Origin of the sequence: Micromonospora sp. NBC_01699 (assembly GCF_036250065.1) — a bacterium.
Lineage (GTDB): Bacteria > Actinomycetota > Actinomycetes > Mycobacteriales > Micromonosporaceae > Micromonospora_G.
In genome coordinates this window covers 1,769,878-1,794,971 of the sequence record NZ_CP109199.1, presented here as the reverse complement: position 1 = coordinate 1,794,971, position 25,094 = coordinate 1,769,878, and the positions used below count along the sequence as shown (strand labels likewise).

Here is a 25,094-nt window from a genome sequence, read left to right as displayed (position 1 = left end):
CCCGGCGCGGGTTGGTGCCGACACCCCGGAAACTGGCTGGCCCCGGTTATTGTGCGGCCAGACCGTTACGTCGGATCACGTCGGCGTACCACCTGGCACTGGACTTGGGGGTACGAAGCTGACTGTCGTAGTCAACGTGGATCATGCCGAAGCGCTTCGTGTAACCCCACGCCCATTCGAAATTATCCATCAGGGACCAGGCGAAGTACCCGCGCAACGGCACGCCCGAAGTGATCGCGGTGTGGCAGGCCCGCAGGTGGGCGTCGAAGTAGGCAACCCGGTCGATGTCGTCGACCTCCCCGTCGACCACCTCGTCGACGAACGCGGCCCCGTTCTCGGTGACGTAGAGCGGCAGTTCCGGATACTCCCGGTACACCCGCTCCAGCACCTCGACCAGACCGGGGGCGTCGATCTCCCAGTTCATGTCGGTCACCGGCACACCCCGGGTGACGAACCGGACGTGTTCGCTGCCGGGCCAGTTCGACGGTGCCCGCCAGTACGGCTCCGGCTCCACGCCCTCGACCGGGGCGGCCACCACGTGCCGGCTGTAGTAGTTGATCCCGAGCACCGACAGCGGAGTGGAGATGATCTCCATGTCGCCGTCGCGTACGTGCTTGAAGTCGGTCACCTCGGCCAGGTCCTCGACCACGTCCGGCGGGTACTCGCCGAGCAGGACCGGGTCGAGGAAGAACCGGTTGGCCAGCCCGTCGATGCGTCGGGCGGCGTCCGCGTCGGCGGCGGTGTCCCGCTCCGGCGAGACCGCGTACAGGTTGAGCGTGATGCCGAGGTCGTGGTCGGGCCGGGCCTCCTTGATCGCCCGTACGGCGAGACCGTGGCCGAGCATCAGGTGGTGACCGGCCTGGACCGCCGCCTCGGGGTCGCTCAGTCCGGGCGCGTGCGCCCCGGAGCCGTAACCGAGGAACGCCGAGCACCAGGGCTCGTTCAGGGTGGTCCAGTAGCGGACCCGGTCACCGAGGGCGTGGTGGGCCAGCACCGCGTAGTCGGCGAACCGCTCGGCGGTGTCCCGCAGCGGCCAGCCACCGGCGTCCTGCAACGGCTGCGGCAGGTCCCAGTGGTAGAGCGTCACCCACGGCTCGATGTCGTGTTCGAGCAGGTCGTCGACCAGCCGCTGGTAGAAGTCCACCCCCTCGGGGTTGACCCGACCGACGCCGCCGGGCTGGATCCGGGTCCAGGAGAGCGAGAACCGGTACGACTTCAGCCCCAGCTCGGCCATCAGTTTGATGTCGTCGCGGAACCGGTGGTAGTGGTCGCAGGCGACGTCACCGGTGTGCCCCTGGATGGTCAGGCCGGGGGTGTGGCTGAAGGTGTCCCAGATCGACGGGGTACGGCCACCCTCGGTGGCGGCGCCCTCGATCTGGTACGCCGCGGTGGCGGCGCCCCAGAGGAAGGTGCTCGGGAAGATGAGCTCGTTGGTCACGACTTGACGGCGCCTTCCATGATGCCGCCGATGATCTGGCGGCCGAAGAGGATGAACACGATGAACAACGGCAGCGTGGCGATCAGCGTGCCGGCGAAGATCTGCGAGTTGTCGGCGAAGTAGGCCGAGTTCAGACTGCGCAGGGAGATCTGGACGGTCGGGTTGGCCGGGTCGGCCAGCACGACGAAGGGCCAGAAGAACTGGTTCCACTGTTCCATGAAGGTGAGCAGCCCGAGTACGGCCGCCGCCGGTCGCAGTGCCGGGGCGACCACGTGCCAGTAGACCCGCCAGGTGGAGCAGCCGTCGACCCTCGCTGCCTCGATCAGCTCGTTCGGGACGGCCTGTTCGGCGTACTGGCGCATCATGAAGATGCCGAAGCCGCCGATCAGGAACGGTACGGTCACCGACGGCATGGTGTTGAGCCATTCGAGCTTCGCCATCAGGATGTAGAGCGGCAGTACGCCGAGCTGGATCGGCACCATCATCGAGGCGAGGATGATCAGCAGCAGCGCGTTCTTGCCCTTGAACTTCAGTTTGGCGAAGGCGAAGCCGGCGAGCGAGCCGAAGAAGACGGTGGCGATGGTGATCGTGCCGGAGACGAGGAACGAGTTCATCAGCCCCTTGACGATGTTCGCGTCCCCGTTGGCGAGCACCCGCTCGATGTTCTCGCCGAGCTTGCCGCCGGGCAGGAACGGCGGCGGCCAGGAGTTGGCCGCGTCGTTGGTCCGCGAGGCGATGACGATCATCCAGTAGAACGGGAACAGCGACAGGAACACCGCGAAGATCAATCCCACCCAGGTCAGCGGGCTGGCCTTCCAGAGCCGTTCGGCCCGGTTGCGGGGCGGGCGGCCGGGGCGGGGCGGGGCGAGTGGCGAGGGCCGGGGCCGCAGCGTCGTGGAAGTCATCGTCGGGTCCTCACTTGTCCGAGCTGATGCGGCGGGCCAGCAGGTAGTTGATCAGCGACATGCCCGCGATCAGCACGAAGAGCACGAGCGCCACCGCGCCGGCGTAGCCCCACCGGAACCGGGTGTTCATGACGTCGAGCAGGTACATGGTGATCGTCTGGAACTGACCCTGCGAGCCGCCGGAGATGCCGCCGGATCCGCTGGTGAACAGCAGCGGTTCGGTGAAGAGTTGCAGGCCGCCGATGGTCGAGATGATCAGCGTGAAGATGATCGTCGGGCGGAGCTGCGGAATGGTGATCGACCAGAACTGCCGGGTCTTGGACGCGCCGTCGAGCGCGGCCGCCTCGTAGATGTCCTTGTTGATCGACTGCATGGCGGCCAGGTAGATCAGTGCGTTGTAACCGACCCAGCGCCAGTCGACCATGGTCGAGATGGCGAACCAGGAGGCGTACCGGTTGGCCCGCCAGTCGATCGGGTCGATGCCGACCAGGTCGAGCAGCCAGTTGGCCAGTCCGAACTCGCGGGCGTAGATCATCGAGAAGATCAGTGCCACCACCGCGGTGGAGGTGATGATCGGCATGGCGATCGCCATCCGGAAGAACGTCTGGCCCTTGATCCGCCGGTTCAGGGCGTTGGCCAGCAGCAGTGCGATCAGCAGCTGTGGCACGGTCGACATGGCGAACATGCCGAAGGTGTTGACCACCGCGTTCCAGAACTGCGGGTCCTGGCTGATCTCGACGAAGTTGTCCAGTCCGACGAAACTGATGGTGGTGTTCATCGGCGACCGGTCGGTCAGCGCGATCCAGACGGTGTAACCGATCGGATAGGCGCTGAAGATCGCGAAGATGACGAAGAACGGCAGGATGTACAGGTAGGGCGAGACCCTGAGGTCCAGCCGGGTGAGCGAGCGGCGGGGGGCACGCCGGCGGCCCCGCTCGTCGTCCGCCGGGTGGCTGTGCCGGCCGGCCGGCGGGGCCGGGTCGAGATCCAGGCTCATCGGAAGTCCTTCAACTAGGGCGTGGCGCCGACAGGGGAAACCTGTCGGCGCCACCCGCGCTCACGGCCGGGTCACTTACCGGCGGCCGCACCGTTCTTCAACGCGTCCTTCCAGGCCGCGTCGGCGGCCTGTCCCTGCTCGACCGCGCGCAGCGCGTTCTCCACCGCGGTCCGTACGGCCTGGTTCTTCGGGCCGAGGTAGACCGGCTTCAGCTCGGTGGCACCGGCGGCGAAGATCTTGCCGATCGGGGCGTTGCTGAAGTAGTCGTTCGTCGCCGCGGTCACCGCCGGGTCGTTCAGCGCGGCCGGCTGCGAGGGCAGGTTGCCCAGCTTCTTGAACACCTCGATCTGGCTCTGCGCGCTGGTCAGGTACTTGGCCAGCTCGGCCGCCGCCTTCTGGTGCTTGCTCGACTTCGGTACGCCGAGGAAGCTGCCGCCCCAGTTGCCGCCGTTGCCGGGCGCCTTGGCCACGTCCCACTTGCCGGCCGCCGCGTCGCCGGCCTGGCCCTTGATCACACCGGTCATCCAGGCGGGGCAGGCGATGGTGGCAAAGGTGCCGTTCTTGAAGCCGGCGTTCCACTCGTTCGAGAACGACTGGAGGTTGTTGGAGAGCTTCGCGTCGATCATCTTGGTGGTCAGGTTGAACGCGGTCTGGACGTCCGGGTTGGTGTCCAGCACCAGCTTGTTGCTCTTGTCGTAGTACGTGTAACCGGTGCCGGCGCCCGCCGTCTGGCTCAGTACGACGTTGAAGAAGTTGGTCGCCGAGTCGACGAACTTGTTCTTCGGGTCGGCGGCGGCGAACTTGACGCCCTGCTCGATGAACGCGTCCCAGGTCGGCCAGAGCTTGCCGACCTCTTCCCGGTCGGTCGGCAGGTTGGCGGCCTTGAACAGGTCGGTGCGGTAGCAGATCGCCATCGAGCCGACGTCGGTGCCGAGGCCGAGGACCTTGCCGTCGGGCGTGGTGCCCTGCTCCCACTTCCACGGCAGGTAGTTGGCCTTGAGGTCGTTCGCGCCCTCGTCGGCCAGGTTCACGAACTTGTCGGCCTGCGCGTAGAACTGCACGATCGTGCCCTCTTCGAGGGCGACGATGTCGCCGGCACCGGAGCCGGCGGTGATCTGCTGGGTCAGGCGGGTGTTGTAGTCACCCAGCCCGAGGCCCTTGCCGCGTTCCTGGATCGTGACGTTCGGATGGTCCTTCTTGTACTGCTCGTACAGGGACTCGTACCCGAAGCCCTGGTCGCCGAAGACGTCGACGATCAGCGTGACGGGCGCGTTGGGATCGGCCGATTCTGCTGACGAGTCGTCGCCACAGGCCGTCGTGGCGAGCACGGCGGCGGACGCGATCGCGATTGCCGCGAACCGCCGACGGCGGGACGTGACGCTCATCCTGACCCCTCTCAGGTCGCATGTATGTGTGGTGGGGAGGCGGTGGTGGTGGTACGGGTCTGGCGCGGGACGGCTGCCCGGGGCGGAGATCGTGGCTCGATGCTGTGGCGCGAGCCACAGGGCCGGGAGCGCTCCCATGAGATTGCCGGGGGGTTACCGGAGTGTCAAGACCCCAATGGGAGCGTTCCCATTTCGTTACCGCCGCCGACCAAGGTCACCAAGGGAGAAGAAGGTGTTACTTCCGGTCGTCGGGGCGGTCAGCAGAGCCGGCGGGTCAGCGTCGTGACCCGGTCGGGCGCGAACGCCTCCGCGTCGAACGACCGCCCGATCCACTCCCGCATCGACTCGTGGTCCGGATGCTCCGGGTCGGCGAGCGCGACCAGAAAGGTGCGGTAGCCGAACGGCCCGCCGACATCCTCCGGCGGGCAGGCGCGGGCACCGGTGACGCAGATCGGGTACCGCTCCCCCGGATCGGCACCGAACGCGTCCTCCACCGTGACGTCGTGCTCCCACCAGTCACCGAAGTCGTACGTGTAGCGGAACCTGCTCCCCTTGCCGATCACCGCGTCCAGCCGGGTGTCCAGCTCGTCGCGCAGGGTCAACTCACCGTCGGGGTCGGGCTCGCCGTACTGGAGGCCGTCGATCTCGAACGAGTGCAGGTGGCAGTCCTGCCAACCCATCACGTGCTGGAAGACGCGGTGCAGCCGGTCCAGGGTGTAGCCCCCCGGCACCAGCACCCGCCGCCACACCACGGGCGTGACATCGGAAAGCGAGATCTTCAGTTGGAAGATCTGCCGCTGCGGGCTCGACAGTTCGCGCACCATCAATCAATACCATGCAGGTCAGCGGCGTAACGCAGACTCAACGGAATAGCCCGAAATCTATTTTCCGCCGGGCCGAACTTTTACTGTGAGCCGGTGGGTGACAGCCACGACGGCCGCGCCGGGAAACAGCAACCCAGACGGTCTGCGGGACGTGAAGCGGGCCGGGTAACGCCGGGTCAGGCCTCTTCGGGCTCGTCGCGGTATTCGCTGAGGGTGAACACTGATCACCACCGTGACCTCGGTGCTGAAGCGCAGGGACGAGTTGGTCCACCAGTCGAGCCAGGCGGTGCCCCGGTAAGCATCCACACCGCGCAGCTTGCCACCGGGGTGCGGAACTCCGGCCAGGCGGGCCGGGGTTCCGCTTCCCGATCGTCCGTTGCGGTGGGGCTCAGGTGCGGAACGGGCCGGTGACGCAGTAGGTGATGCCGCCGGAGGAGGAGCCGGAGGTGCCGCGCTGGGACGAGAAGTACAGCCGGTTCCCGGCCGGGGTGAACGCGGGACCGCAGATCTCCGACGAGCCCTGGCCGGTGATCCGCAGGAAGACGGAGATCTTGTCGTCCGGCGTGATCACGCAGATCTCCATGTTGCCGCCGTCCTCGGCGACGTAGAGGTCACCGAACGAGGAGCCGGTGATGTTGTCCACGCCGGTCAGCGGGGCCGAGCCGGGGCTGACGAGGTTGTCGTCGTAGGCGAGTTCGTACGTATTGTTGGTGAGGTTGAGCTGCCAGACCCGGTTGTCGCCCTTGGTGGTGAACCACACCGTGTTGTTGGAGTAGTGGCAGCCCTCGCCGCCGTTGAACGACTTGGCGCCGGAGACCTGCGACCGGGTGGCGGTCGGGGAACCGTCCGGGTCGGGTACGGCGGCCCAGCTGAACGAGCCGGACGTGGCGCTGCCGGCGACCAGCACCTGGAGCGCACCGCCGGACAGGTCACCCCAGGTGTTCGGAATGAACCGGTAGAACTTGCCGTTGGTCTCGTCCTCGGTGAGGTAGATGACCCGACGGTCCGGGTCGGCCGCGGCGGCCTCGTGCTTGAACCGGCCCATCGCCGGGCGGACCACGGCGGTGCCGCCCAACGGGTACGTCTCCCACACCCGGCCGAGGTCGACCTCCTCGCAGGACAACCAGGTGTCCCACGGGGTCTTGCCGCCCGCGCAGTTGTTGTTGGTGCCGGACAGGATCCGGGACGCACCGACGACGGCTCCGCTTGCGTTGAACAGGATCCGGGACGCGCCGCCGCCGGAGCCGGAGCTGGTCTCGGAGTTGGAGACGTACACCCAGCCGGTGCCGTTCGCGTACACGGCGCCGCCGTCGGGCGCGCTGTGCCAGGTGTACGAGGTGCCGGTCACCACCTGACCGGAGCGGGCGACGATCTGGCTGGTGAAGCCGGCCGGGAGCGCGATGCCGTGGCTGTTCGCCGCCTGGAGCGGACCGTACGGGCCGGACGCGTTCTGCGCCGGTGCCGCGTACGCCGCCGACCAGGCGGTGAACGGCAGCGCTACCGCGCCCGCTCCGAGCACCGTGGCGCGCAGCATGTTCCGTCGATCCATCGTGGACCTCCTCTTGGGTGGGTCCGAGGAATGTAACGATACGCTGTTTCTGGGGAACGGTACGCAAATGAACGACTGCCATCAATGTGTGGAACGAACAGACCGGGTCCGGCACGGATGGGACGGGCCCGCCCGGCTCAGTCGATCCAGCAGATGACGGCGTCGCCGCGCCTGGCTGCGGTGGTGAAGAACCGGCGGGCGTAGGGCAGATAGTGGGCGGGGCGTTCAGAAGACGCGGGTGGCGCCTTCGGTGCGGGCGCGGGACTCGGCGGTGCCGGGTGCGAGGTTGTGGCAGAGGATCACCGACGCACCGGCGAACAGTGGGGCCAGCAGCCAGACCACCGGCTGTTCCTGCCCGGCCGTGTCGACCAGCACCCGGTCACCGGGCCGCAGGTCGCGGGACTCGGCGATGCCCTGGGCCACCGTCGCCCACTCCCGGTAGCTGGTGCCGTCGACCGTGGCGGCGTCGGTGGGCCGGACCGAGGCGTACGACGGCGCGCTGTCACCGTGTTCGCGCACCTCGACCAGGTAGTCCCGGTAGCCGGCGGGCACCTCGCGGATCGGCTCGGCTCCCGGATCGAGCCCGAGCACGAACTGGTGCTCCGCCTCGGGCACGTCCTCCAGCCAGTTGTCGATCCGGTTGTGGGCCACGAAGCTGACGTCGACCGGCAGGTCCGCGCCGGGGCCGATGCGCGGCAGCCCGGCGGTGGCCATCGGGTGGAAGGCCACCGACACGCCGGCTGACCAGGCGCCGAGCAGCACCGCCGCGGTCTGCCAGTGCGGCGGGAGCAGCACCGCCGCCCGGTCGCCGGGATGGAGCCGGCAGCCGTCGACGAGCAGGTTCGCCGTCCTGGCGACCCAGCGGCCCAACGCCGCCACGGACAACTCGGTCCGCTCCCCGGTCGCGTCGTCACAGTAGGTGAGCAGTGGCCCGGTGGTGTCGACCGCGGCCGCTGCGGACAGCAGGGCGGGGACTTCTTCGGTACGGCGTGCGGCAGCCAGGTCCATCGGACGCTCCAGGGGCTGAGCCGGCGGAGATCGGCGGGCCGGCGTACGGAACGGTCAGGGGCGACCATACCGAATCCCGTCCGAATGGGGCTCGTTCAGAGCGGTAACGCGAAAGTGTTGTACATCAAAGATGGTGTACGTACTCGGCTGAGTATGTAGAGGAAAACCGCGTTATCGCTTTCGGCGGGACTACGCGCCGTCACCGCGCCGGAGGGGGCGGTGGCGATCGGGGTCGCCACCGCCCGTGGCTCAGTTACCCCAGATCGCGGTCGCCCACTCCGGGTGGTCGATGAACGGGTTGCGGTTGCCCTGCCAGTTGTCGTAGATGACCTGGTTGCGGCGCTTCTCGAACGCGTCCGGCGGGTCCGCACGGTTCCACTGCAACAACACCGACAACTTCCCGATGTACGGTGCACTGCCGTTGTTCACCGCCTGGTTCATCTCCAGGTTCGCCCAGCCGTCGCCGCCCTCGTACCGGATCGCCATGTACATGATCATGCGGGCCACGTCGCCCTTGACCGCGTTGCGCGGCTCGAACGAGTCGCCGTCGGTGTAGTTGCCCGGCGCCTCCGCGACGGTGCTGCCGCCGGTGTCGAAGTCCTTGTTGCCGCGGGAGGCGTTGACCGAGACGTCCTCCGGCCGCAGGTGGTGTACGTCGGTGCCCGGCCCGGTCGCGGTACCGAAGTCACCGTGCGACTTGGCCCAGACGTGCTCGCGGTTCCAGTCGTTCGGGTTGCCGCCGTTGGTGTTCTTGCTCTGCGACCGCCCGCTGTAGAGCAGGATGACGTTGCCCGAGTTCGCCGGATCCTGGTCGGTGGCCTTCAACGCCTCCCAGACCTGGTCGTACGTGAGCTTGGTCTGCACCCTGATCACATTGTGCAGGGCGCTGCGCAGCGCGGTGCCGGTCTTGCCGATCGCGCTCGCGTAGTAGGTCCGGTCGTAGTCGCCCGGCGGGCTCGTCGTCGGACCCGTCGTCGGCGTACGGGTGGGGGTGGGGGTCGGGGTGGAGCCGCCGAGACTCATCGCCGTCGGGTCCTTCAACCCGCCATGGGAGAAGTAGGCGGTCAGCGTCCCGGTGACGGTGACCAGCCGGCCGCGCAGGCTCGGGTTGGACAGGAGACCGAAGGTGCTCCGGTAGGAACTGGTCACCTGGACATAGAGCATCCGCGACGTCGCGGTCTCGCTGGCCAGGTCGGCGATAGCGATGGCGGTGTCACCGGTGAAACCGGACCTGAGCACCGTGTTGGTGGCCGTCGGCTGACCGATGACGTACCCGGTGACCGAAGCGGACCTACCGTCCTGGGCGGCGAGTGCGCCGGCCACCGTCAGGCTCGCCGCCGCCGAGGCGGAGATCGCCGCGACCGGCAACCCCACCCCGAGCACAAGCGCGAGCCCGGCCGCCAGTCGCCACGTACGGGCGCCGACGATCCTCTTGATATCCATAATTGGCGATGCTAATCGAGATCATCATGTTCACGTCATGCGTGCATGGTCATACTTCCCGCGTACGGGCCGCCGTCCGGCACGCCCGGAAACCCGGGCGCCTGTCCGGCCCCCGGAACTATTCGCCGCAACCGGGGCCGACCCCCGGCGCGCGGCCGGTCGTACCGCATAGGGTTTCGGGCATGATCTGCCGAGCGTGCCGCGAGCGGCGGCATGGCCAGTGCCCCGGCCGGAACTGGTGCGACTGCCAGCACCGGGCCCCGGCGCCGACCCCTCCGGTGACCGGACCGGCCGGCGAATGACCGAGTCCACCGCCGCCGCGCCCACCCCACCCACCGACCCGCGTACGCCGATCCACCGGCTCTGGCCGGCGCCGGACGGTACGCCACTGGACGACGCCGCCCTCGCCGCGCTGTACGGCCGGACCGAGCAGCCGCACCTCCGGGTCAACTTCGTCTCCAGCATCGACGGGGCGGTGGCCGTCGACGGGTTCTCCGCCGGGCTGTCCGGTGGCCCGGACAAGCGGGTCTTCGGCGTACTCCGGATGCTCTGCGACGCCCTGGTGGTCGGCGCCGGCACCCTCCGCCAGGAGAACTACGGCCCGGTACGCCTCGACGAGCGTCGCCGGGCCTGGCGGCGCGCGCACGGGCTGGCCGAGTACCCGACCCTGGTGGTGGTCTCCGGGGCGCTGGACCTCGACCCCCGGCAGGCGGCGTTCGCGAACGCCCCGGTCCGCCCGGTGGTGCTCACCCACGGGCGCTCCACCCCGCCGGCCGGGCTGACCGCCGTCGCCGACCTGATTCGGGTCAGCGCCGACCCGCAAGACCCGAACAGCCGCAGCGCGGAGTCCACCGAGATCGGCCTGGTCAACCGGGTCGGACTGGTGGACCAGAACGACCGGGCCGACCTGGTCGACCGGGTCGACCTGGCGGCCGGGCTGGGCGAACTGCACCGGCGGGGCCACCGGCAACTGCTCTGCGAGGGCGGGCCGTACCTGTTCGGCGCGCTCACCACCGACGACCTGGTGGACGAGGTCTGCCTGACCGTGTCCCCGCTGCTGGCCGGGGCCGGGGCGGGCCGGATCACCGCCGGTACGCCGAGCCCACCGCGCGGGATGGGGTTGCGCCACCTGCTCGCCGCCGAGTCGACGCTACTGCTGCGCTACACCCGCGACTGAGCACCTACCCGGCGCGGCGGCAACTCGACCAACCGGGCGATATTAATCAGTCTTCGTCTATAGAGCGGGTCCCGGTTTCCTGGCAGTCTGCATGGGCGGACCCGACGGTCCGCCCATGCAGACCGTTACGGGGAGACTGTCGATGACCGCGCCAGTAGCCGACGCTCCGGCGACGATCGCGCCAGCAGCCGACGCTCCGGGCCGGGTCGGGGCGGCCGTGGAGCGGATCCTGTTCGGGATCGGGGTGATGCTGCTGGCCGTCACCCCGAAGCCACCGATGATGGGCGACGGTCTCGCCCGCTACCAGGCCCTGCTCGAACTGCTCGAACAACACCAGCTGCCGGGCACCCAGTACTCGATGATCGGGCCGCTGTTCGCGACGCCGCTGTGGGTGATCGGGCACTGGTACGGCAACACCCAGATCTGGCTGGTGCAGTACAACTTCATGCTGTTCATGGTCGGGCTGGCCGCGATCTACCTGCTGCTGCACGGCCGGGTGCCGGCCCGTACGCGCCGTCGGTTCCTGCTGTTGCTGGTCGGCGGGAGCATGATCGCGGCGCACGTACCGGACTTCTACGGCGAGGTGTTCACCGCGACGACGGTCGGCGTCGGCCTGCTGGCCGTGGTGCTGCCGGACACCAGGTGGGCGACCAGGGCGGCCGGCTGGGCGGCGGTGGTCCTCGGCGTCGCCAACACCCCCGGCTCGATCGTCGCGCTCGGACTGGTCGTCGGAGTGCTCTGCCTGCGCCGCCGCCGGGTGCGCTACCTCGCGGCCCTGCCGGTCGCCGCCGCCCTGATCATCGGCGAGTCGTGGTGGCGGTTCGGCGACCCACTGCACAGCTCGTACGCGGGGCACGGTGGCGGCCCGACGGTGCTGCCGTACTCGGGGGAGCCGGGATTCTCGTACCCGTTCCTGCTCGGGTTGGTCGCCATCCTGTTCTCCTTCGGCAAGGGGCTGGTCTGGTTCACCCCGGGCCTGTTCCTGCCGGTCCGCGAACGGCTGCGGCAGGCCGCACCGGAACTGTGGACGGTCTGGCTGCTGTGGGCGGTGTTCGTGGCCGGGCTGGTGCTGCTGTACGCCAAGTGGTGGGGCTGGTACGGCGGCATGTACTGGGGGCCGAGGTTCTTCCTGATCGCGATGCTGCCCGCCGCCCTGGCCCTGGCCGTGAGCCTGGAACCGGGGCGGGCCGGGCCCTGGGTGAACGTGGCGACGCTGGGCGCGCTCGCGCTCTCGGTCTGGGGGGCGGCGAACAGCCTCGTCTACGGGCAGTTGCGGCCGTGGACCTGTTACGAGAACAACTACCACCTGGAGGGGCTGTGCCACTTCACGCCCGAGTTCAGCCCGCTGTGGTACCCCTTCGTGGACACCCCGGAGCTGACCGGGTTGCAGCGCGGAACCCTGGTGTTCTACGCCGTACTGCTGCTCTGGCTCGTCGTGCCGCTGCTGCGCCGGCTCGGCGGGCAGGTGGCGGCGGCGGCCGGCGGACACCGCGACCTGGCGGACCGGCACAGCTGGAACTGGTGACCCGGCACGGCGCCTATTCCGGGGACGGGACCCCCGGTGGCGCGGCCGGGCCGGCGAACAGGTCGGTCTGCTCGTCGACCCGCAGGCCCACCGCCGCGTGGGCCGGGGCGGGACGGTCGTGGACCGGCTGCCGGGAGTAGAGCCGGGCCTTCGGATCGGCGCCGGGCCGGGCGGTGACCGGGCAGGTGACCAGGTGGATCGGCGACGGCGGCGGTTCGAAGCCACGGCTGCCCCACCGTACCCAGATCGGGATCCGGCCGGCGGCGGCCTCGGCCAGCAGCTTCTCCACCGAGCGGCGACGGTCGGTCCGGTCGATCTCGACCGCGAGCGGTGGGCCGTCCGGCCGGGCACAGGCCACGTCGAGGAACGAGTGCCGGTGCGCGTACGGCGGGGGTAGCGGCAGCACGCTCGCGGCCCGGCGGTAGACCCGCCAGCCCCGGCCGGTCGCCCAGGCCGCTATCTCCTCCACCAGCAGCGCGGTGACCTGTTCCTGGCTGCGGTCGACGAAGGCGAGCGCGGCCAGCCGTCCGGCCAGCGACGCGGCGATCGGTTCGCCAATCCCGGTCACGTCCACGGCGATCGGTTCGCCATCCCCGGTCACGTCCACGGCGATCGGTTCGCCATCTCCGGTCACGTCCACGGCGTCACGCTAGCGTCTCCGGCCGCGACACACGAAGGCCCCGGCCGCCGGTCGGCCCGCCCCGGCGGAGGTTCTCGATGGTCAGGTCGAGCGCGGCTTCGAGGTGGGTGATCCGGCCGGTGGAGAGCATGATCACCACGCCGCCCTGGATCCCGGCGAGCAGGGCCGCCGCCGCCCGGTCGGTGTCCAGTTCCGGGTCGACCTCGCCCGCGTCGCGCATGTGCCGCAGCCCCCGCTCGATCTCCGACTGCCACTGGCGCATCAGCGCCTGCACCACCGCCTGGGCGCCGGGGGTGCTGCGGCCGAGTTGCGAGACCAGCAGGTTGAGCGGGCAGTGCTGGCCCTGATCCAGGTAGCGGGCCACGACCGCGTCGCGCCAGGCGTACCAGGCGGGCCAGGAGGTGAGGTCGCCGAGGAACGGTTGCTGGTCGGACAGCACCCGGTCGGCCTCGTACCGGGCCACCGCCAGCAGCAGTTCCTCCTTGCCCTCGGGGAAGTAGTGGAAGAGCTGGCTCTTGCTGGTGCCGGTGCGGGCGCGTACGTCGTCGAGGGTGGTGACGGCGATGCCTCGCTCACGGATCTCGGCGGCGGCACCCTCGACGATCCGCTGTCGGGTCGCCGCACCCTTCGGGGTCAGTGTCCCGGTCACGCCGACCACCTCCTTTTTCTGGACTTGCGGGTCCAGTTTATCGCGGGCACCGTGGATCGCACACCTTCCCCCCACACAGAGGAGAAACGATCGTGTCCGCACGTCTTCAGGACCGCACCGCCCTGGTCACCGGGTCGACCGACGGCATCGGCGTCGCCGTCGCCCGAGCACTGGCCGCCGAGGGCGCCCACGTCGTGGTCAGCGGCCGCGACACCGGCCGGGGCGAGAAGGTCGTCGCCGGCATCGCCGAGTGGGGCGGCCGGGCCACCTTCGTCCGCGCCGACCTGGCGCGGGGCGCGACCGCCGTACGCGAACTCGCCGAGGCCGCCCGGACCGCGACCGGCGCGACGCTCGACATCCTGGTGAACAACGCCGCCATGCTGCTCACCCCCACCCCGACCGGGGAGGTCCCCGAGGAGGTGATCGACCGCGCGTTGGCGATCAACGTCAAGGCCGCGTTCCTGCTGACCGGCCTCGTCGCACCGGAGATGGCGGCGCGGGGCAGCGGCGCGATCGTCAACATCGGCTCGATCAGCGGGCTCGCCGGCTCGGCCGGGTCCGCCCTCTACAGCACCACCAAGGCGGCGATCCACTCGCTGACCAAGTCCTGGGCCGCCGAGTACGGACCCCACGGTGTACGGGTGAACACGGTCGCGCCCGGCCCGACCTTCACCGAGAAGGTCGCGGCGCTGGAGGAGTACCTGGCCCCGATGATCATGCGGATGCCGTCCCGGCGGGCCAGCACGCCGGACGAGGTGGCGAAGGCGGTGGTCTTCCTGGTCGGCGACGACGCGTCGAACATCCACGGCGCCACACTCAGCGTCGACGGCGGCCACTCGGCAATCTGAGCCGGCCCCGGACCGAAACTTTACGGCCCAGAATACGGCCTTCCACCTGAGGATACTTGTGTCTATCTATCTCTTGTGTAGTGAAAACTTTCGATCCATACTTCGGAATGTTTCACCACCATGGGCCATCCGGCAAGCCCTCCGGCGCTATCGGCCCCCACCACCATGAAGGGGAACGCATGAAACGACTCGTCCGGCTGCTCGGCGCGGCCGGGGCCGCGGCGGCGCTGGCCCTGCTGAGCCTGACCGTCGCCACCCCGGCCGCCGCGGCCACCCTGACCGAGGTGACCGGTTTCGGCACCAACCCCAGCAACCTGCGGATGCACCTGTACGTCCCGGACCGGGTCGCCGCCCGACCCGGCATCCTGGTGGCCCTGCACTACTGCACCGGAACCGGACCGGCGCTCTACTCCGGCACCCAGTTCGCCGCCCAGGCCGACCAGTACGGGTTCATCGTGATCTACCCGTCGGCCACCCGCAGCGGCCAGTGCTTCGACGTCGCCTCGGCGCAGTCGCTGCGCCGCGACGGCGGCAGCGACCCGGTCTCGATCCTGTCGATGATCAGGTACGTCCAGCAGCGGTACAACGGCGACCCGGACCGGGTGTTCGCCACCGGCGTCTCGTCCGGCGCGATGATGACCAACGTCCTGCTCGGCAACTACCCCGACGTGTTCAAGGCCGGCGCCGCCTTCGCTGGCGTACCGCACAGTTGCTTCGCCACCACCGACGGCTCCTTCTGGAACACCCAGTGCGCCACCGGGCAGATCATCCGTACCGCGCAGCAGTGGGGTGACCTGGCCCGCAACGCGTACCCCGGTTACACCGGCGCCCGGCCGAGAATGCAGCTGTGGCACGGCACCAACGACGAGACACTGCGCTACCCGAACTTCGGCGAGGAGATCAAGCAGTGGACCAACGTCCACGGGCTGGGTCAGACCCCGACGTTCACCGACACCCCGCAGTCCGGCTACACCCGCACCCGGTACGGCGGCAGCGGCGGCACCGCCCCGGTCGAGGCGATCAGCATGCAGGGCGTACCGCACAACCTGCCGGTGAACGCGGCCGAGGCGATCCGCTTCTTCGGCCTGAACACCACCACCCCGCCGACCACCCCGCCGCCGACCACTCCCCCGCCGACGACGCCGCCCGTCACCCCGCCGCCCACCACGCCGCCGCCGACGACGCCGCCCGTCACGCCCCCGCCCACCACGCCGCCGCCGACCACGCCGCCGGTGGGTGCCGGCTGTGCGGTCGGTTACACCGTCAACTCGTGGAACACCGGCCTGACCACCGCCATCACCATCGGCAACCGGGGTAGCACGCCGATCAACGGCTGGACCCTGGCCTTCACCCTGCCGGCCGGGCAGACCATCACCTCCGGCTGGAACGCCACCTTCAGTCCGAGCAGCGGCGCGGTGACCGCCCGCAACGTCGGCTACAACGCCACCATCGGCCCGAACGGATCCACCAGCATCGGCTTCCAGGCCAACCACACCGGGAACACCGGTCGACCGACCTCGTTCACCCTCAACGGCGTCGCCTGCACCGTCAGCTGACCCGGCGGCTGTCCGGGGTGACACCCACCGTCCCGTCACCCCGGACAGCGCACCGGGTGCCACGACGTGAAACCCGCCACCGGTACGACGTTCCGACGCCCCGGCCCAGGCGCGTCGACTTGGCGTGCTGTCGTACAGGTGGGGCAGGATGCAACACGTGTCGTGTCTTGAGCAGAAAGCCTCCCCGGTCCGCGCGTCGGAACCCACCCACGGATCGACCCCGGTCCGCGCGTCGCAGCGAGCCGGAGCACGGCGATGAGCACCCCGCCCGACGGCGTCGACCCGACCGACCCCGGCGCGGTCGTCGGCCGGGTGCTGGGCACCGCCGACGCCACCCCGCTACAGTTCTGGACCGCCGTCGGGCCGGACAGCTACCTGCAACTCGACGACGTGGTGGTGACCCGGCGTGAGCTGCCCGACCGGGAACCGGTGACAATCGCCGGGGTGGTCACCCAGGTCCGGGCCCGGCACGAGGGCGCGCAGTTCGACTCGGACGTCTTCGCCATCGCCGACGGCACCCTGCCGGCCCAGGTGCAGGAGGCCGCCGAGATCACCACCACCCGGGTCGACCCGGAGTTCTACGTGCCGCCGTCACCCGGCGCGCTGGTCTACCGGGCCACCGGCGAGGCGCGCGACTCGGCGCTGCACTTCGACCGGATGGAACGGCGGGTGCCGATGGGCACCGGCCGGGACGGGGTGCCGGTCTTCCTCAACGCCGACTTTCTCGACGGCAGCCGGGGCGCGCACGTGTCGATCTCCGGCATCTCCGGGGTGGCGACCAAGACCAGCTTCGCGACCTTCCTGCTCTACTCGGTGTTCCGCTCCGGCGTGCTCGGCGGCGACGCGGTCAACGCCAAGGCGCTGATCTTCAACGTCAAGGGCGAGGACCTGCTCTTCCTCGACCACCCGAACACCCGGCTCGACGCGGCCACCACGGCGGCGTACGCGAAGCTCGGGCTCACCGCCGGGGCGTTCCCCGACGTTCGGGTCTACGCGCCGCCGAGGGCCGGTGACGCCTCCGGCACCCCGGACGTGAGCAGTCGACTGACCGGGGTGGACAGCTTCTACTGGACGCTGAGCGAGTTCTGCTCCGACCGGATGCTGCCGTACGTCTTCGCCGACGCCGACGACGAACGCCAGCAGTACACGATGGTGGTCCACTCGGTCACCGCCCACCTGCACCGCTACGCCCAGCCGGCCGACGGCGGGGTGAGCATCGACGGGGTCCGGGTGCACTCCTACCCCGACCTGGTCGACCAGGTGGTGGAGCAGCTCACCGACGAGGAGACCCGGTCCACCTGGGCCGGCAGCGCGATCAACACCGGCACGGTGAACGCCTTCGCCCGGCGCCTGATCAACAGCAAGAAGGACCTGGCCCGGTTGATCCGGGGCGACCTGGCCACCCGCCGGCCGCACCGGATCAACACCGCCGAGAGCGCCCAGGTCACCGTGGTCGACCTGCACAACCTGCCGGACCGGGCGCAGCGGTTCGTGGTCGGCGTGACGCTGAAGACCGAGTTCGAGAACAAGGAGAAGACCGGCACCGCCAAGCCGCTGCTCTTCGTCGTGCTCGACGAGCTGAACAAGTACGCACCCCGCGAGGGCTCCTCCCCGATCAAGGAGGTGCTGCTCGACATCGCCGAACGCGGTCGCTCGCTCGGGGTGATCCTGATCGGCGCCCAGCAGACCGCCAGCGAGGTCGAACGGCGGATCGTCACCAACTCGGCGATCCGGGTGGTCGGCCGGCTCGACCCGGCCGAGGCGTCCCGCCCCGAGTACGGCTTCCTGCCCCCGGCGCAACGCCAGCGCGCCCTGCTGGCCAAACCCGGCACCATGTTCGTCAACCAGCCGGACATCCCGGTCCCGCTCTGCCTGGAATTCCCCTTCCCGGCCTGGGCGACCAGGGTTTCCGAGGCCGGTCAGGCCCCATCGGAGACGCTGCGCTCGATCACCCAGGCGGCCGACCCGTTCGCGGTGGTCGGCTCCGGGGCCGGCGCGCTGACCGACGACGACATCCCGTTCTGAGGACCCCACCGTGAAGATCCTGCACACCTCCGACTGGCACATCGGCAAGGTCCTCAAGGGACAGTCACGGCTCGCCGAGCAGGTGACGGTGCTGACCCAGGTGGTCGAGGTGGCCCGCGCCGAACGACCCGACCTGGTGATCGTCGCCGGTGACCTCTACGACACCGCCGCACCCACCCCGGAGGCGACCCGACTGGTCACCCGCGCGCTGACCGCGTTGCAGAACACCGGGGCGCAGGTCGTCGCGGTCGGCGGCAACCACGACAACGGGCCGGCGCTGGACGCGCTGCGGCCGTGGGCCGACGCGGCCGGGGTGACCCTGCGCGGCAGTGTCCGGGACACCCCGGAGGAACACCTGGTCGACGGGGTCACCGCCGGTGGCGAACGGTGGCGGCTGGTCGCGCTGCCGTTCCTGAGCCAGCGGTACGCGATCCGCGCCACCGAGATGTACGAGCTGACCGCCGCCGAGGCGAACCAGACGTACGCCGACCACATCGGGCGGCTGTTCCGGCGGCTCACCGAGAGTTTCACCGAACCGGACAGGGTGCACCTGGTCACCGCCCACCTGACAGTGGTCGGGGCGATGGCCGGCGGCGGCGAGCGGGAGTCGCAGACCGTACTCGGGTATGCGGTGCCGGCGACGATCTTCCCGACCAACGCACACTACGTGGCACTGGGTCACCTGCACCGGTCCCAGCAGGTGCCGGGCCCGGCCCCGATCCGGTACAGCGGCAGCCCGTTGGCGATCGACTTCGGCGAGGAGGAGAACCGGCCGTCGGTCACCATCGTCGAGGTCACCACCAGCACCGCCGCCCGTACCCGCGAGGTGCCGATCACCGCCGCCTCACCGCTGCGTACGGTCCGGGGCACGCTGGCCGAGCTGGGCGAGATCGAGGCACCGGACGGCTGGCTGCGGGTCTTCGTCCGGGAGACACCCCGCGCCGGGCTGCGCGAGGAGGTGCAGGCCCTGCTCCCCCGCGCGCTGGAGGTCCGGGTCGACCCGGAGATGCTGGCGGCGGCCGGACGGGTCCGGTCCGCGCCCCGGGCCGGCCGGTCGGCGCGGGAACTGTTCGGCGACTACCTGGACAGCCGGGCCCCGGACGACGACGGCGTACGCGACCTGTTCGACGAGCTGTACGAGGAGGTGGGCGGGTAGTGCGTCCGCTCCGGCTGGACCTGGCGGGCTTCACCGTCTTCCGGGAGCCCACCACGATCGACTTCACCGACGCCGACTTCTTCGCCCTGGTCGGTCCGACCGGTTCGGGCAAGTCGACGGTGCTCGACGCGATCTGCTTCGCCCTGTACGGCACCGTGCCGCGCTGGGGCGGCAGCCGGGGCATCGCCAACGCGCTCGCCCCGTCGGCGGTCGAGGCGCGCGTCCGGCTGGTCTTCGACTCCGCCGGCTCCCGGTACGTGGCGACCCGGGTGGTCCGGCGGGACAGCCGGGGCAACGTCAAGACCGGCAACGCCGGGCTGCAACGGATGCCCGACGGCTTCGACGTGACCAAACTGGACACCGGGATGAGCCCGGAGGACCTCGGCGAGGCCCTGGCCGGCACCCCGGCCCAGATGGACGCCGCCGTGCAGGTCGCGGTCGGCCTGCCGTACGAGCAGTTCACCAGCTGTGTGGTGCTGCCGCAGGGGCAGTTCGCCGACTTCCTGCACGCCAAGCCGGCCGCCCGGCAGGAGATCCTGGTCAACCTGCTCGGCCTCGGCGTCTACCAGAAGGTCCAGGAAAAGGCGACCAAGCGGGCCGGCGACGCGGAGGCGGACATCGCCGCGCTCGATCGACTGCTGGCCGGGCTCATCGACGCCGACGAGGCGACCCTGGCCGCCGCCGGGCAGCGCGTCGAGGCGATGCACCGGCTGGCCGAGGACGTGCGGGCCGCCGTACCCGAACTGGATCGGGCCCGTGCGTCGGCGGAGACGGCGGCGGCCCGGCTGACCGCCCTCGACGGCGAACTCGCCGAACTGGACCGGATCCACCCGCCGGCCGACGTCGCCGCCGTGGCGCTGGCGGTCAACGACGCGCGGGCCGCCGCGGCCGAGACCGTCGCGGCGGTCACCCTGGCCGAGGAACAGGAAGAAAAGGTACGCGGTGAGCTGGCCTCGGCCGGTGACCCGACCCTGCTGCGGCTGCTGTTGCAGGCACACACCGAACGGGACCGGGTGGCCGCCGAGGCGGACGCCCTCGCGGCCGGGCTGACCGCCGCCGCGACCGACCACACCGCCGCGTTGGCCGCCCTCGACCGGGCCCGCGTCGCCGCCGAACGGGCGAGCCTGGAACTGGAGACGGCGCGCGGGGCGTACCAGGAGGCGCAGACCGCCGACCGGGCCGCCGCGCTGCGCGGCCACCTCACCGCCGGGGCCCCGTGCCCGGTCTGCGAGCAGGAGGTGCACCTGGTGCCGGCGGTACCGGCCGGCTCGGCGGTGACCGCCGCCGAGGCCGCCGGACACGCGGCCAGGACCGCCGCCGACGCCGCGACCAAGCTTTTCACCGAACGGGACCGGGCCGCCCGCGCCCTGGAACGTGACCTCGACCGGGCCCGCGCGCGGCACGACCAGCTCGCCGCCGCCCTGTCCGAACTGGACACCCGACTGACCGACTCCCCCGGCCCGGCCGCCCTGCGCCGCGAACTCGCCGCCCTGGACAAACTGCGCGGCCAACTCGACCGGGCCGGCACGGCGGTGCGCACCGCCCGGGAGGCGTCCCGGCGGGCTCGGGCCGGTGTCGAGTCGGCCGAGGAACGGGTCAGGCTGGCCGGGCGGGACTTCGACACCGCCCGCGACCGGATCGCCCGACTCGGCCCGCCCGCCGCCGACCGGGACGACCTCGCCGCCGCCTGGGCGGCCCTGCGCGACTGGGCCCGGCGGGAAGCCGACCGGCGACGGGCCGACCGGGTCGACGCCGCCGCCGAGGTGGCCCGCGCCCGCGACGCCGTCGACACCGCCGCCGCCGCGATCGCCGCCCTGTTCACCGCCGCCGGAACCGAACCCGGCCGGGCCGGCACCGACCCGGTCGGCGCGGCGGCCGTCGCGGTGGTGGCCGCCGAGGCCGAACAGAAGCGGCTGGCCCAGCGACACGAGCAGGCCCAACAGCTCAACGGGAAACGGGCCGAACACGAGGCAGCGGCCCGTACGGCCAGGTCGCTGGCCGGGCACCTGCGGGCCAACAACTTCGAACGCTGGCTGCTCGCCGAGGCACTCGACCTGCTGGTCGACGGCGCCTCCCGGATCCTGCGCGAACTCACCGGCGGGCAGTACGAGCTGACCCACGACAAGGGCGAGTTCTACGTGGTCGACCAGCACGACGCCGGCCTGCGCCGGGGCGTACGCACACTGTCCGGCGGGGAGACCTTCCAAGCCTCGCTGGCCCTGGCACTGGCCCTGTCCGAACAGCTCGCCGGCCTGTCCACCACCACCGCCAGCCTGGAGTCGATCCTGCTGGACGAGGGCTTCGGCACCCTCGACGTGGCCACCCTGGACACCGTCGCGGCGACCCTGGAGACACTGGCGGCGCGCGGTGACCGGATGGTCGGCGTGGTGACCCACGTACCGGCGCTGGCCGAACGGGTGCCGGTCCGGTTCGAGGTCCGCAAGGACGCCCGGACCGCACGGGTGGAGCGGATCGGATGACCGGCGTGCAGGCGCCGCCGCCCCGGTACTACGTCGACGGCTGGGACCCGTCCTACGGGGCCTCGTTCGAGGCGGCCGGCGGGCCGGCGGCACCGAGCAGCGCACAGGTCGACGCGACCGTCGAAATGCCCGCCGACGAGTGGCGGGCGGTCGGCGTACCGGACGGGTTGGCGGCGCCGGACGTGGTGCTGCTGGTCGACGGGGTGCGCCGGATCGACGCCAGCGTCTGGACCCGCGAGGACGACGGCGCCTCGTACCCGGGCATCGCCGCCTCGTACGCCGCCGGCGTGGTCCGCTGCGACCTGCGGCGCGGCGTGGCCGAACTGGCCGGGGCGCGGGTCGCCCGGGGCCTGTTCACCGCCAGCCCGTCGGCCGGGGACGTGCTCGCCGGCCGGATCCGCTACACCCTGCACCGGGTCGGCGGCACCGGCGAGCTGAGCAAGCTGCCGGCGGCCGTACAGGGGCCGCTGACCGCGCTGGAGGTCGAGGTCTCCGACGCGGCCAGGACCGACGACGACCTGCTGGTGCTGGACGGGCCGCTGCGCAACCGGCGCCACCTGCCGCGCACCATCGGCTACATCAAGACCCAGCACAGCCAATACCTCGACGCCGGGCTGACCGCCGTGGTGACCCGGCTGGCACCGGGTCAACGGTCACCGGTGTTCAAGCTCGGCACCGCCTGGGGCGGCTACTCCTGGTATATGCGGCTGCCGGGCAGCACCGGCGCCCCGTGGGCCGGGATCGTCCGGGTCGAGTGCTCGGCCGAGTTGGACGCGCCGGAGGCGATCGGGCTCGCCGACCGGTCCCTGGTGACGCTGCCCCGGTTCGCCTCGTCGCCGTACAAGGATCCTCGGGCGCCGCAGAACCTGATCCCGATCGCCGGACTGGAACGGCGGCTGCGCGCCCTGCTCGGCGACGCCCGGCTGCTGCACCGCACGCTGACCGTCGCCGCCAACCGGCCGCCGCGCTGACCCGGCCGCCATACGTGGGCGGGCCGACCGACGATACTGGGCGACATGGCACGTAAGCGAGGTCCGGACCGGCTCGCCGTACGGGTCGACACCGGGCTCGCCGAGCTGGTGCCCGACCCCGACCGGCCGCGATCGTTCACGCTCAATCTCGACGGCACCCCGCAGTCGCACGTCGACCTGGACGACCCGACCCACCTGGAGTTCGAGTACATCCGCCGGATGGCCGCCGCGATCGACCTGGTCGCCCCGGCCGGTACGCCGCTGCGGGTGCTGCACCTGGGCGGCGGCGCGCTGACCCTGCCCCGGTACGTGGCCCGGACCCGTCCCGGCTCCACCCAGCGGGTGGTCGAGGTCGACGGTGCCCTGGTCGAACTGGTCCGGCGGGAACTGCCCTGGCCCCCGCAGGCCCGGCTGAAGGTACGGGTCGCCGACGCCCGCGAGGCGCTGACCGGCACCCCCGACGACTCGTACGACCTGGTGGTCGCCGACGTGTTCGCCGGTGCCCGGACCCCGGCCCGGCTCACCTCGGTCGAGTTCGCCGGTGAGGTGGCGCGGGTGCTCCGCCCGGCCGGCACGTACCTGGTGAACGTCGCCGACGGGCCGCCCCTCAAGCACGTCCGGGGTCAGGTCGTCACGGTCCGGTCGGTGCTGCCGCTGGCCTGCCTGGTCGCCGACGCGGCGGTGCTGCGCGGCCGCCGGTACGGCAACCTGGTGCTGGTCGCCGGGCGGGTGCCACCGCCGGTGGCCGAATTGACCCGCCGTGCGGCCGGTGACTGGTTTCCCGGCCGGGTGCTGGCCGACGAGGAGCTGGATCGGTTCACCGGCGGCGCCAGAATCGTGGTGGACGCCACCGCGACCGCCTCCGCCCCGCCGCCGGCCGGCACCTTCGGCGTGGCCGGGTGATCTGGGTCACCCGGGGCCGGGTGAGCCGCCTCGCAGCGGGGCGATTTCGGCTCGACCGGGATCCGGTCCGCCGGGGTTGATCCGTTGCCGGTCGGGATCCGTACCCCACGGTGGCCGGATAACGGGACAGCGGAGGGGTGAATGCACACGGTGACCGAAGAACGGCCTGTCGACCTGGTCCGGGCGGACTGGGTGCGCGCCCCTCGACCCCGGCGGGAAATTGAAGCCGGGGGCGGTATCGACGCCCGAATCGCTGCCGGCAATGATGAGCGCGTGACGCCACGATCGGCTACCGGCCGCCACCAATCCGGGTCAGCCGAGGCCAACCGTTCCGACGATCTGGTCCGGCTTCTCTATGAGCAGCATGCCGGCCCTCTGCTGATGTTCGTGCTCCGGCTCACCGGCGGCGACCGGCAGCGGGCCGAGGACGTCGTACAGGAAACGCTGTTGCGTGCCTGGCGCAACGCGCACCGGCTCGGTGCCCAGGGGCAGACGTCCCTGCGGCCCTGGCTGGTCACCGTCGCCCGGCGGATCGTCATTGACGAACATCGCAGCGGACAGGCCCGGCCGGCGGAAACCTACGACCGAGATCTGGAAACCTTCTCCGAAGCCGACGAAACCGAACGGGTGCTACGCCTGATGACGGTTACCGACGCACTCCGTACGCTGAGCGACTCGCATCGGGAGATCCTGGTCGCCACCTATTTCCGGGGCCGTACGGTGCCGGAGGCCGCCGAGGAGTTGGGGTTGCCACTGGGCACCGCCAAGTCCCGGGTCTACTACGCGCTACGCGCCCTGCGGACCGCGCTGCAACAGCGGGGGGTGACCGAATGAGCCGGTCCGACCACTTCGACGTCGCCTCGTACGCGCTCGGCGTGCTCGACGAAGAGGACACCGTACGGTTCGAGGAGCACCTGGTCGACTGCTGGGCCTGCGCCGGTGAACTGGAGTCGCTGCTGCCGGTGGTCGACCTGCTCGCCGAGGTCGACCGGGACGACCTGGCGGTGATGGAGCGGGCGACCGCCGACGACACCATGGTCACCCGCGCGCTGAACGTGGTCAGCCTGGACCGCAAGCGGGCCCGCAGCCAGCGGATCCTCAGCCTGGCGGCGGGCGTGGTCGTGGTGGCGCTGCTGAGCGGACTGGCCCTGGTGGCCGGGGCGAGCTGGGTCGGCGACGGTCCGCAGACGAACGCGCTGCCCAGCGCACCGCCGTCGGCCTCGGCGGGCAACCCGCCGAACCCGGGCGGCGGCTTCGGCGGCCCCGAGCTGGGTGCGGGCGAGAAGCTGACCGTCACCGACCAGAACACCGGGGTCCGGGCCGACCTGCTGCTCGACGACCGGCCGTTCGGCACCCAGATCTCGTTCGCGCTGAGCAAGCTCACCGGTCCACGGCTCTGCCGGCTGGTGGTGCTGCGCAAGAACGGCGAGCCGGAGGTGCTGTCGAGCTGGACCGTGCCGGCCGAGGGTTACGGCACACCGGCCCGTCCGGAGCCGCTGCTGTTGCAGGCCACCACCGCGACGCGCCGGGCCGACATCGACCGGATGCAGGTGCAGGCGGTCGACGCCAACGGAGCCGCAACGGCACTGGTCACCGTGCCACTCTGAGCCGCCGA

At 70.9% G+C, this 25,094-nt stretch carries 20 protein-coding genes and 1 pseudogene; 11 read left to right on the top strand and 10 right to left on the bottom strand.

Annotated features, from left to right (window positions below; all coding sequences use genetic code 11):
- Positions 1-46: 46 nt before the first annotated feature.
- The 8 genes from OG792_RS08130 to OG792_RS08095 all read right to left on the bottom strand — a co-directional run bounded on the left by OG792_RS08130 (position 47) and on the right by OG792_RS08095 (position 9,549).
- A complete protein-coding gene (locus OG792_RS08130; protein ID WP_329108610.1) occupies positions 47-1,438 on the bottom strand; it encodes a GH1 family beta-glucosidase in 1,392 nt (463 codons plus the stop codon).
- Complete coding sequence (locus tag OG792_RS08125; RefSeq protein WP_329108609.1) at positions 1,435-2,343, bottom strand: carbohydrate ABC transporter permease; 909 nt, start codon at positions 2,341-2,343, stop codon at positions 1,435-1,437. Before OG792_RS08125 ends, OG792_RS08130 begins: the two co-directional genes overlap by 4 nt.
- Before the next feature lie 10 nt (positions 2,344-2,353).
- On the bottom strand, positions 2,354-3,340 hold the full coding sequence (locus OG792_RS08120) for a carbohydrate ABC transporter permease (RefSeq protein ID WP_329108608.1): 987 nt from the start codon (positions 3,338-3,340) through the stop codon (positions 2,354-2,356).
- Between the two features lie 71 nt (positions 3,341-3,411).
- Positions 3,412-4,725, bottom strand: a complete 1,314-nt coding sequence (locus OG792_RS08115; protein WP_329108607.1) for an ABC transporter substrate-binding protein — start codon at positions 4,723-4,725, stop codon at positions 3,412-3,414.
- A 257-nt stretch (positions 4,726-4,982) separates the two neighbouring features.
- Positions 4,983-5,549 (bottom strand): plasmid pRiA4b ORF-3 family protein, encoded by a 567-nt coding sequence (locus OG792_RS08110; RefSeq protein ID WP_329108606.1) that lies wholly within the window; start codon positions 5,547-5,549, stop codon positions 4,983-4,985.
- A gap of 388 nt (positions 5,550-5,937) precedes the next feature.
- Positions 5,938-7,098 carry an alkaline phosphatase PhoX gene (locus OG792_RS08105; RefSeq protein WP_329108605.1) on the bottom strand — a complete coding sequence of 387 codons (1,161 nt, stop codon included), beginning with the start codon at positions 7,096-7,098 and terminating at the stop codon, positions 5,938-5,940.
- Positions 7,099-7,323: 225 nt separating this feature from the next.
- On the bottom strand, positions 7,324-8,106 hold the full coding sequence (locus OG792_RS08100) for a TIGR03089 family protein (RefSeq protein ID WP_329108604.1): 783 nt from the start codon (positions 8,104-8,106) through the stop codon (positions 7,324-7,326).
- A gap of 249 nt (positions 8,107-8,355) precedes the next feature.
- Positions 8,356-9,549: an endonuclease gene (locus tag OG792_RS08095; RefSeq protein WP_329108603.1), complete on the bottom strand. Its 1,194-nt coding sequence runs from the start codon at positions 9,547-9,549 to the stop codon at positions 8,356-8,358.
- 298 nt (positions 9,550-9,847) lie between these two features.
- On the opposite strand from OG792_RS08095, the gene OG792_RS08090 reads away from it, so the two are divergent.
- On the top strand, positions 9,848-10,726 hold the full coding sequence (locus OG792_RS08090) for a pyrimidine reductase family protein (RefSeq protein WP_329108602.1): 879 nt from the start codon (positions 9,848-9,850) through the stop codon (positions 10,724-10,726).
- Between the two features lie 142 nt (positions 10,727-10,868).
- On the top strand, positions 10,869-12,251 hold the full coding sequence (locus tag OG792_RS08085; protein WP_329108601.1) for a hypothetical protein: 1,383 nt from the start codon (positions 10,869-10,871) through the stop codon (positions 12,249-12,251).
- 13 nt (positions 12,252-12,264) lie between these two features.
- Here OG792_RS08085 and OG792_RS08080 read toward each other — a convergent pair whose 3' ends face one another.
- Together OG792_RS08080 and OG792_RS08075 are read right to left on the bottom strand one after the other, a co-directional pair.
- Positions 12,265-12,891, bottom strand: coding sequence for a hypothetical protein (locus tag OG792_RS08080; RefSeq protein ID WP_329108600.1), 627 nt, complete (start codon positions 12,889-12,891; stop codon positions 12,265-12,267).
- Positions 12,892-12,895: 4 nt separating this feature from the next.
- On the bottom strand, positions 12,896-13,540 hold the full coding sequence (locus OG792_RS08075; RefSeq protein ID WP_329108599.1) for a TetR/AcrR family transcriptional regulator: 645 nt from the start codon (positions 13,538-13,540) through the stop codon (positions 12,896-12,898).
- A gap of 92 nt (positions 13,541-13,632) precedes the next feature.
- On the opposite strand from OG792_RS08075, the gene OG792_RS08070 reads away from it, so the two are divergent.
- The 9 genes and pseudogenes from OG792_RS08070 to OG792_RS08030 all read left to right on the top strand — a co-directional run bounded on the left by OG792_RS08070 (position 13,633) and on the right by OG792_RS08030 (position 25,086).
- A complete protein-coding gene (locus tag OG792_RS08070) occupies positions 13,633-14,388 on the top strand; it encodes an SDR family NAD(P)-dependent oxidoreductase (RefSeq protein ID WP_329108598.1) in 756 nt (251 codons plus the stop codon).
- A 179-nt stretch (positions 14,389-14,567) separates the two neighbouring features.
- Positions 14,568-15,944 carry an extracellular catalytic domain type 1 short-chain-length polyhydroxyalkanoate depolymerase gene (locus tag OG792_RS08065; protein ID WP_329108597.1) on the top strand — a complete coding sequence of 459 codons (1,377 nt, stop codon included), beginning with the start codon at positions 14,568-14,570 and terminating at the stop codon, positions 15,942-15,944.
- A gap of 255 nt (positions 15,945-16,199) precedes the next feature.
- A complete protein-coding gene (locus OG792_RS08060; protein WP_329108596.1) occupies positions 16,200-17,969 on the top strand; it encodes an ATP-binding protein in 1,770 nt (589 codons plus the stop codon).
- Between the two features lie 10 nt (positions 17,970-17,979).
- Positions 17,980-19,125 carry an exonuclease SbcCD subunit D gene (locus OG792_RS08055; RefSeq protein WP_329108595.1) on the top strand — a complete coding sequence of 382 codons (1,146 nt, stop codon included), beginning with the start codon at positions 17,980-17,982 and terminating at the stop codon, positions 19,123-19,125.
- Positions 19,125-21,605 (top strand): SMC family ATPase, encoded by a 2,481-nt coding sequence (locus tag OG792_RS08050; RefSeq protein WP_329108594.1) that lies wholly within the window; start codon positions 19,125-19,127, stop codon positions 21,603-21,605. Before OG792_RS08055 ends, OG792_RS08050 begins: the two co-directional genes overlap by 1 nt.
- Positions 21,602-22,576, top strand: a complete 975-nt coding sequence (locus OG792_RS08045; RefSeq protein ID WP_329108593.1) for a hypothetical protein — start codon at positions 21,602-21,604, stop codon at positions 22,574-22,576. The genes OG792_RS08050 and OG792_RS08045 overlap by 4 nt, the downstream gene beginning before the upstream one ends.
- A 45-nt stretch (positions 22,577-22,621) precedes the next feature.
- Positions 22,622-23,479 (top strand): spermidine synthase, encoded by an 858-nt coding sequence (locus tag OG792_RS08040; protein WP_329108592.1) that lies wholly within the window; start codon positions 22,622-22,624, stop codon positions 23,477-23,479.
- 249 nt (positions 23,480-23,728) lie between these two features.
- Positions 23,729-24,313, top strand: a pseudogene (locus tag OG792_RS08035) (sigma-70 family RNA polymerase sigma factor); the annotation flags it as partial.
- Positions 24,310-25,086: an RNA polymerase subunit sigma gene (locus OG792_RS08030; protein WP_329108591.1), complete on the top strand. Its 777-nt coding sequence runs from the start codon at positions 24,310-24,312 to the stop codon at positions 25,084-25,086. The pseudogene OG792_RS08035 and the gene OG792_RS08030, both read left to right, overlap by 4 nt.
- Positions 25,087-25,094 lie beyond the last annotated feature (8 nt).

Coding starts and splice junctions, on each gene's coding strand:
- OG792_RS08045 (WP_329108593.1), top strand. CDS start 21,602: ATGACCGGCGTGCAGGCGCCGCCGCCCCGGTACTACGTCGACGGCTGG.
- OG792_RS08040 (WP_329108592.1), top strand. CDS start 22,622: ATGGCACGTAAGCGAGGTCCGGACCGGCTCGCCGTACGGGTCGACACC.
- OG792_RS08125 (WP_329108609.1), bottom strand. CDS start 2,343: ATGACTTCCACGACGCTGCGGCCCCGGCCCTCGCCACTCGCCCCGCCC.
- OG792_RS08095 (WP_329108603.1), bottom strand. CDS start 9,549: ATGGATATCAAGAGGATCGTCGGCGCCCGTACGTGGCGACTGGCGGCC.
- OG792_RS08085 (WP_329108601.1), top strand. CDS start 10,869: ATGACCGCGCCAGTAGCCGACGCTCCGGCGACGATCGCGCCAGCAGCC.
- OG792_RS08105 (WP_329108605.1), bottom strand. CDS start 7,098: ATGGATCGACGGAACATGCTGCGCGCCACGGTGCTCGGAGCGGGCGCG.
- OG792_RS08110 (WP_329108606.1), bottom strand. CDS start 5,549: ATGGTGCGCGAACTGTCGAGCCCGCAGCGGCAGATCTTCCAACTGAAG.
- OG792_RS08115 (WP_329108607.1), bottom strand. CDS start 4,725: ATGAGCGTCACGTCCCGCCGTCGGCGGTTCGCGGCAATCGCGATCGCG.
- OG792_RS08120 (WP_329108608.1), bottom strand. CDS start 3,340: ATGAGCCTGGATCTCGACCCGGCCCCGCCGGCCGGCCGGCACAGCCAC.
- OG792_RS08030 (WP_329108591.1), top strand. CDS start 24,310: ATGAGCCGGTCCGACCACTTCGACGTCGCCTCGTACGCGCTCGGCGTG.
- OG792_RS08060 (WP_329108596.1), top strand. CDS start 16,200: ATGAGCACCCCGCCCGACGGCGTCGACCCGACCGACCCCGGCGCGGTC.
- OG792_RS08065 (WP_329108597.1), top strand. CDS start 14,568: ATGAAACGACTCGTCCGGCTGCTCGGCGCGGCCGGGGCCGCGGCGGCG.
- OG792_RS08100 (WP_329108604.1), bottom strand. CDS start 8,106: ATGGACCTGGCTGCCGCACGCCGTACCGAAGAAGTCCCCGCCCTGCTG.
- OG792_RS08090 (WP_329108602.1), top strand. CDS start 9,848: ATGACCGAGTCCACCGCCGCCGCGCCCACCCCACCCACCGACCCGCGT.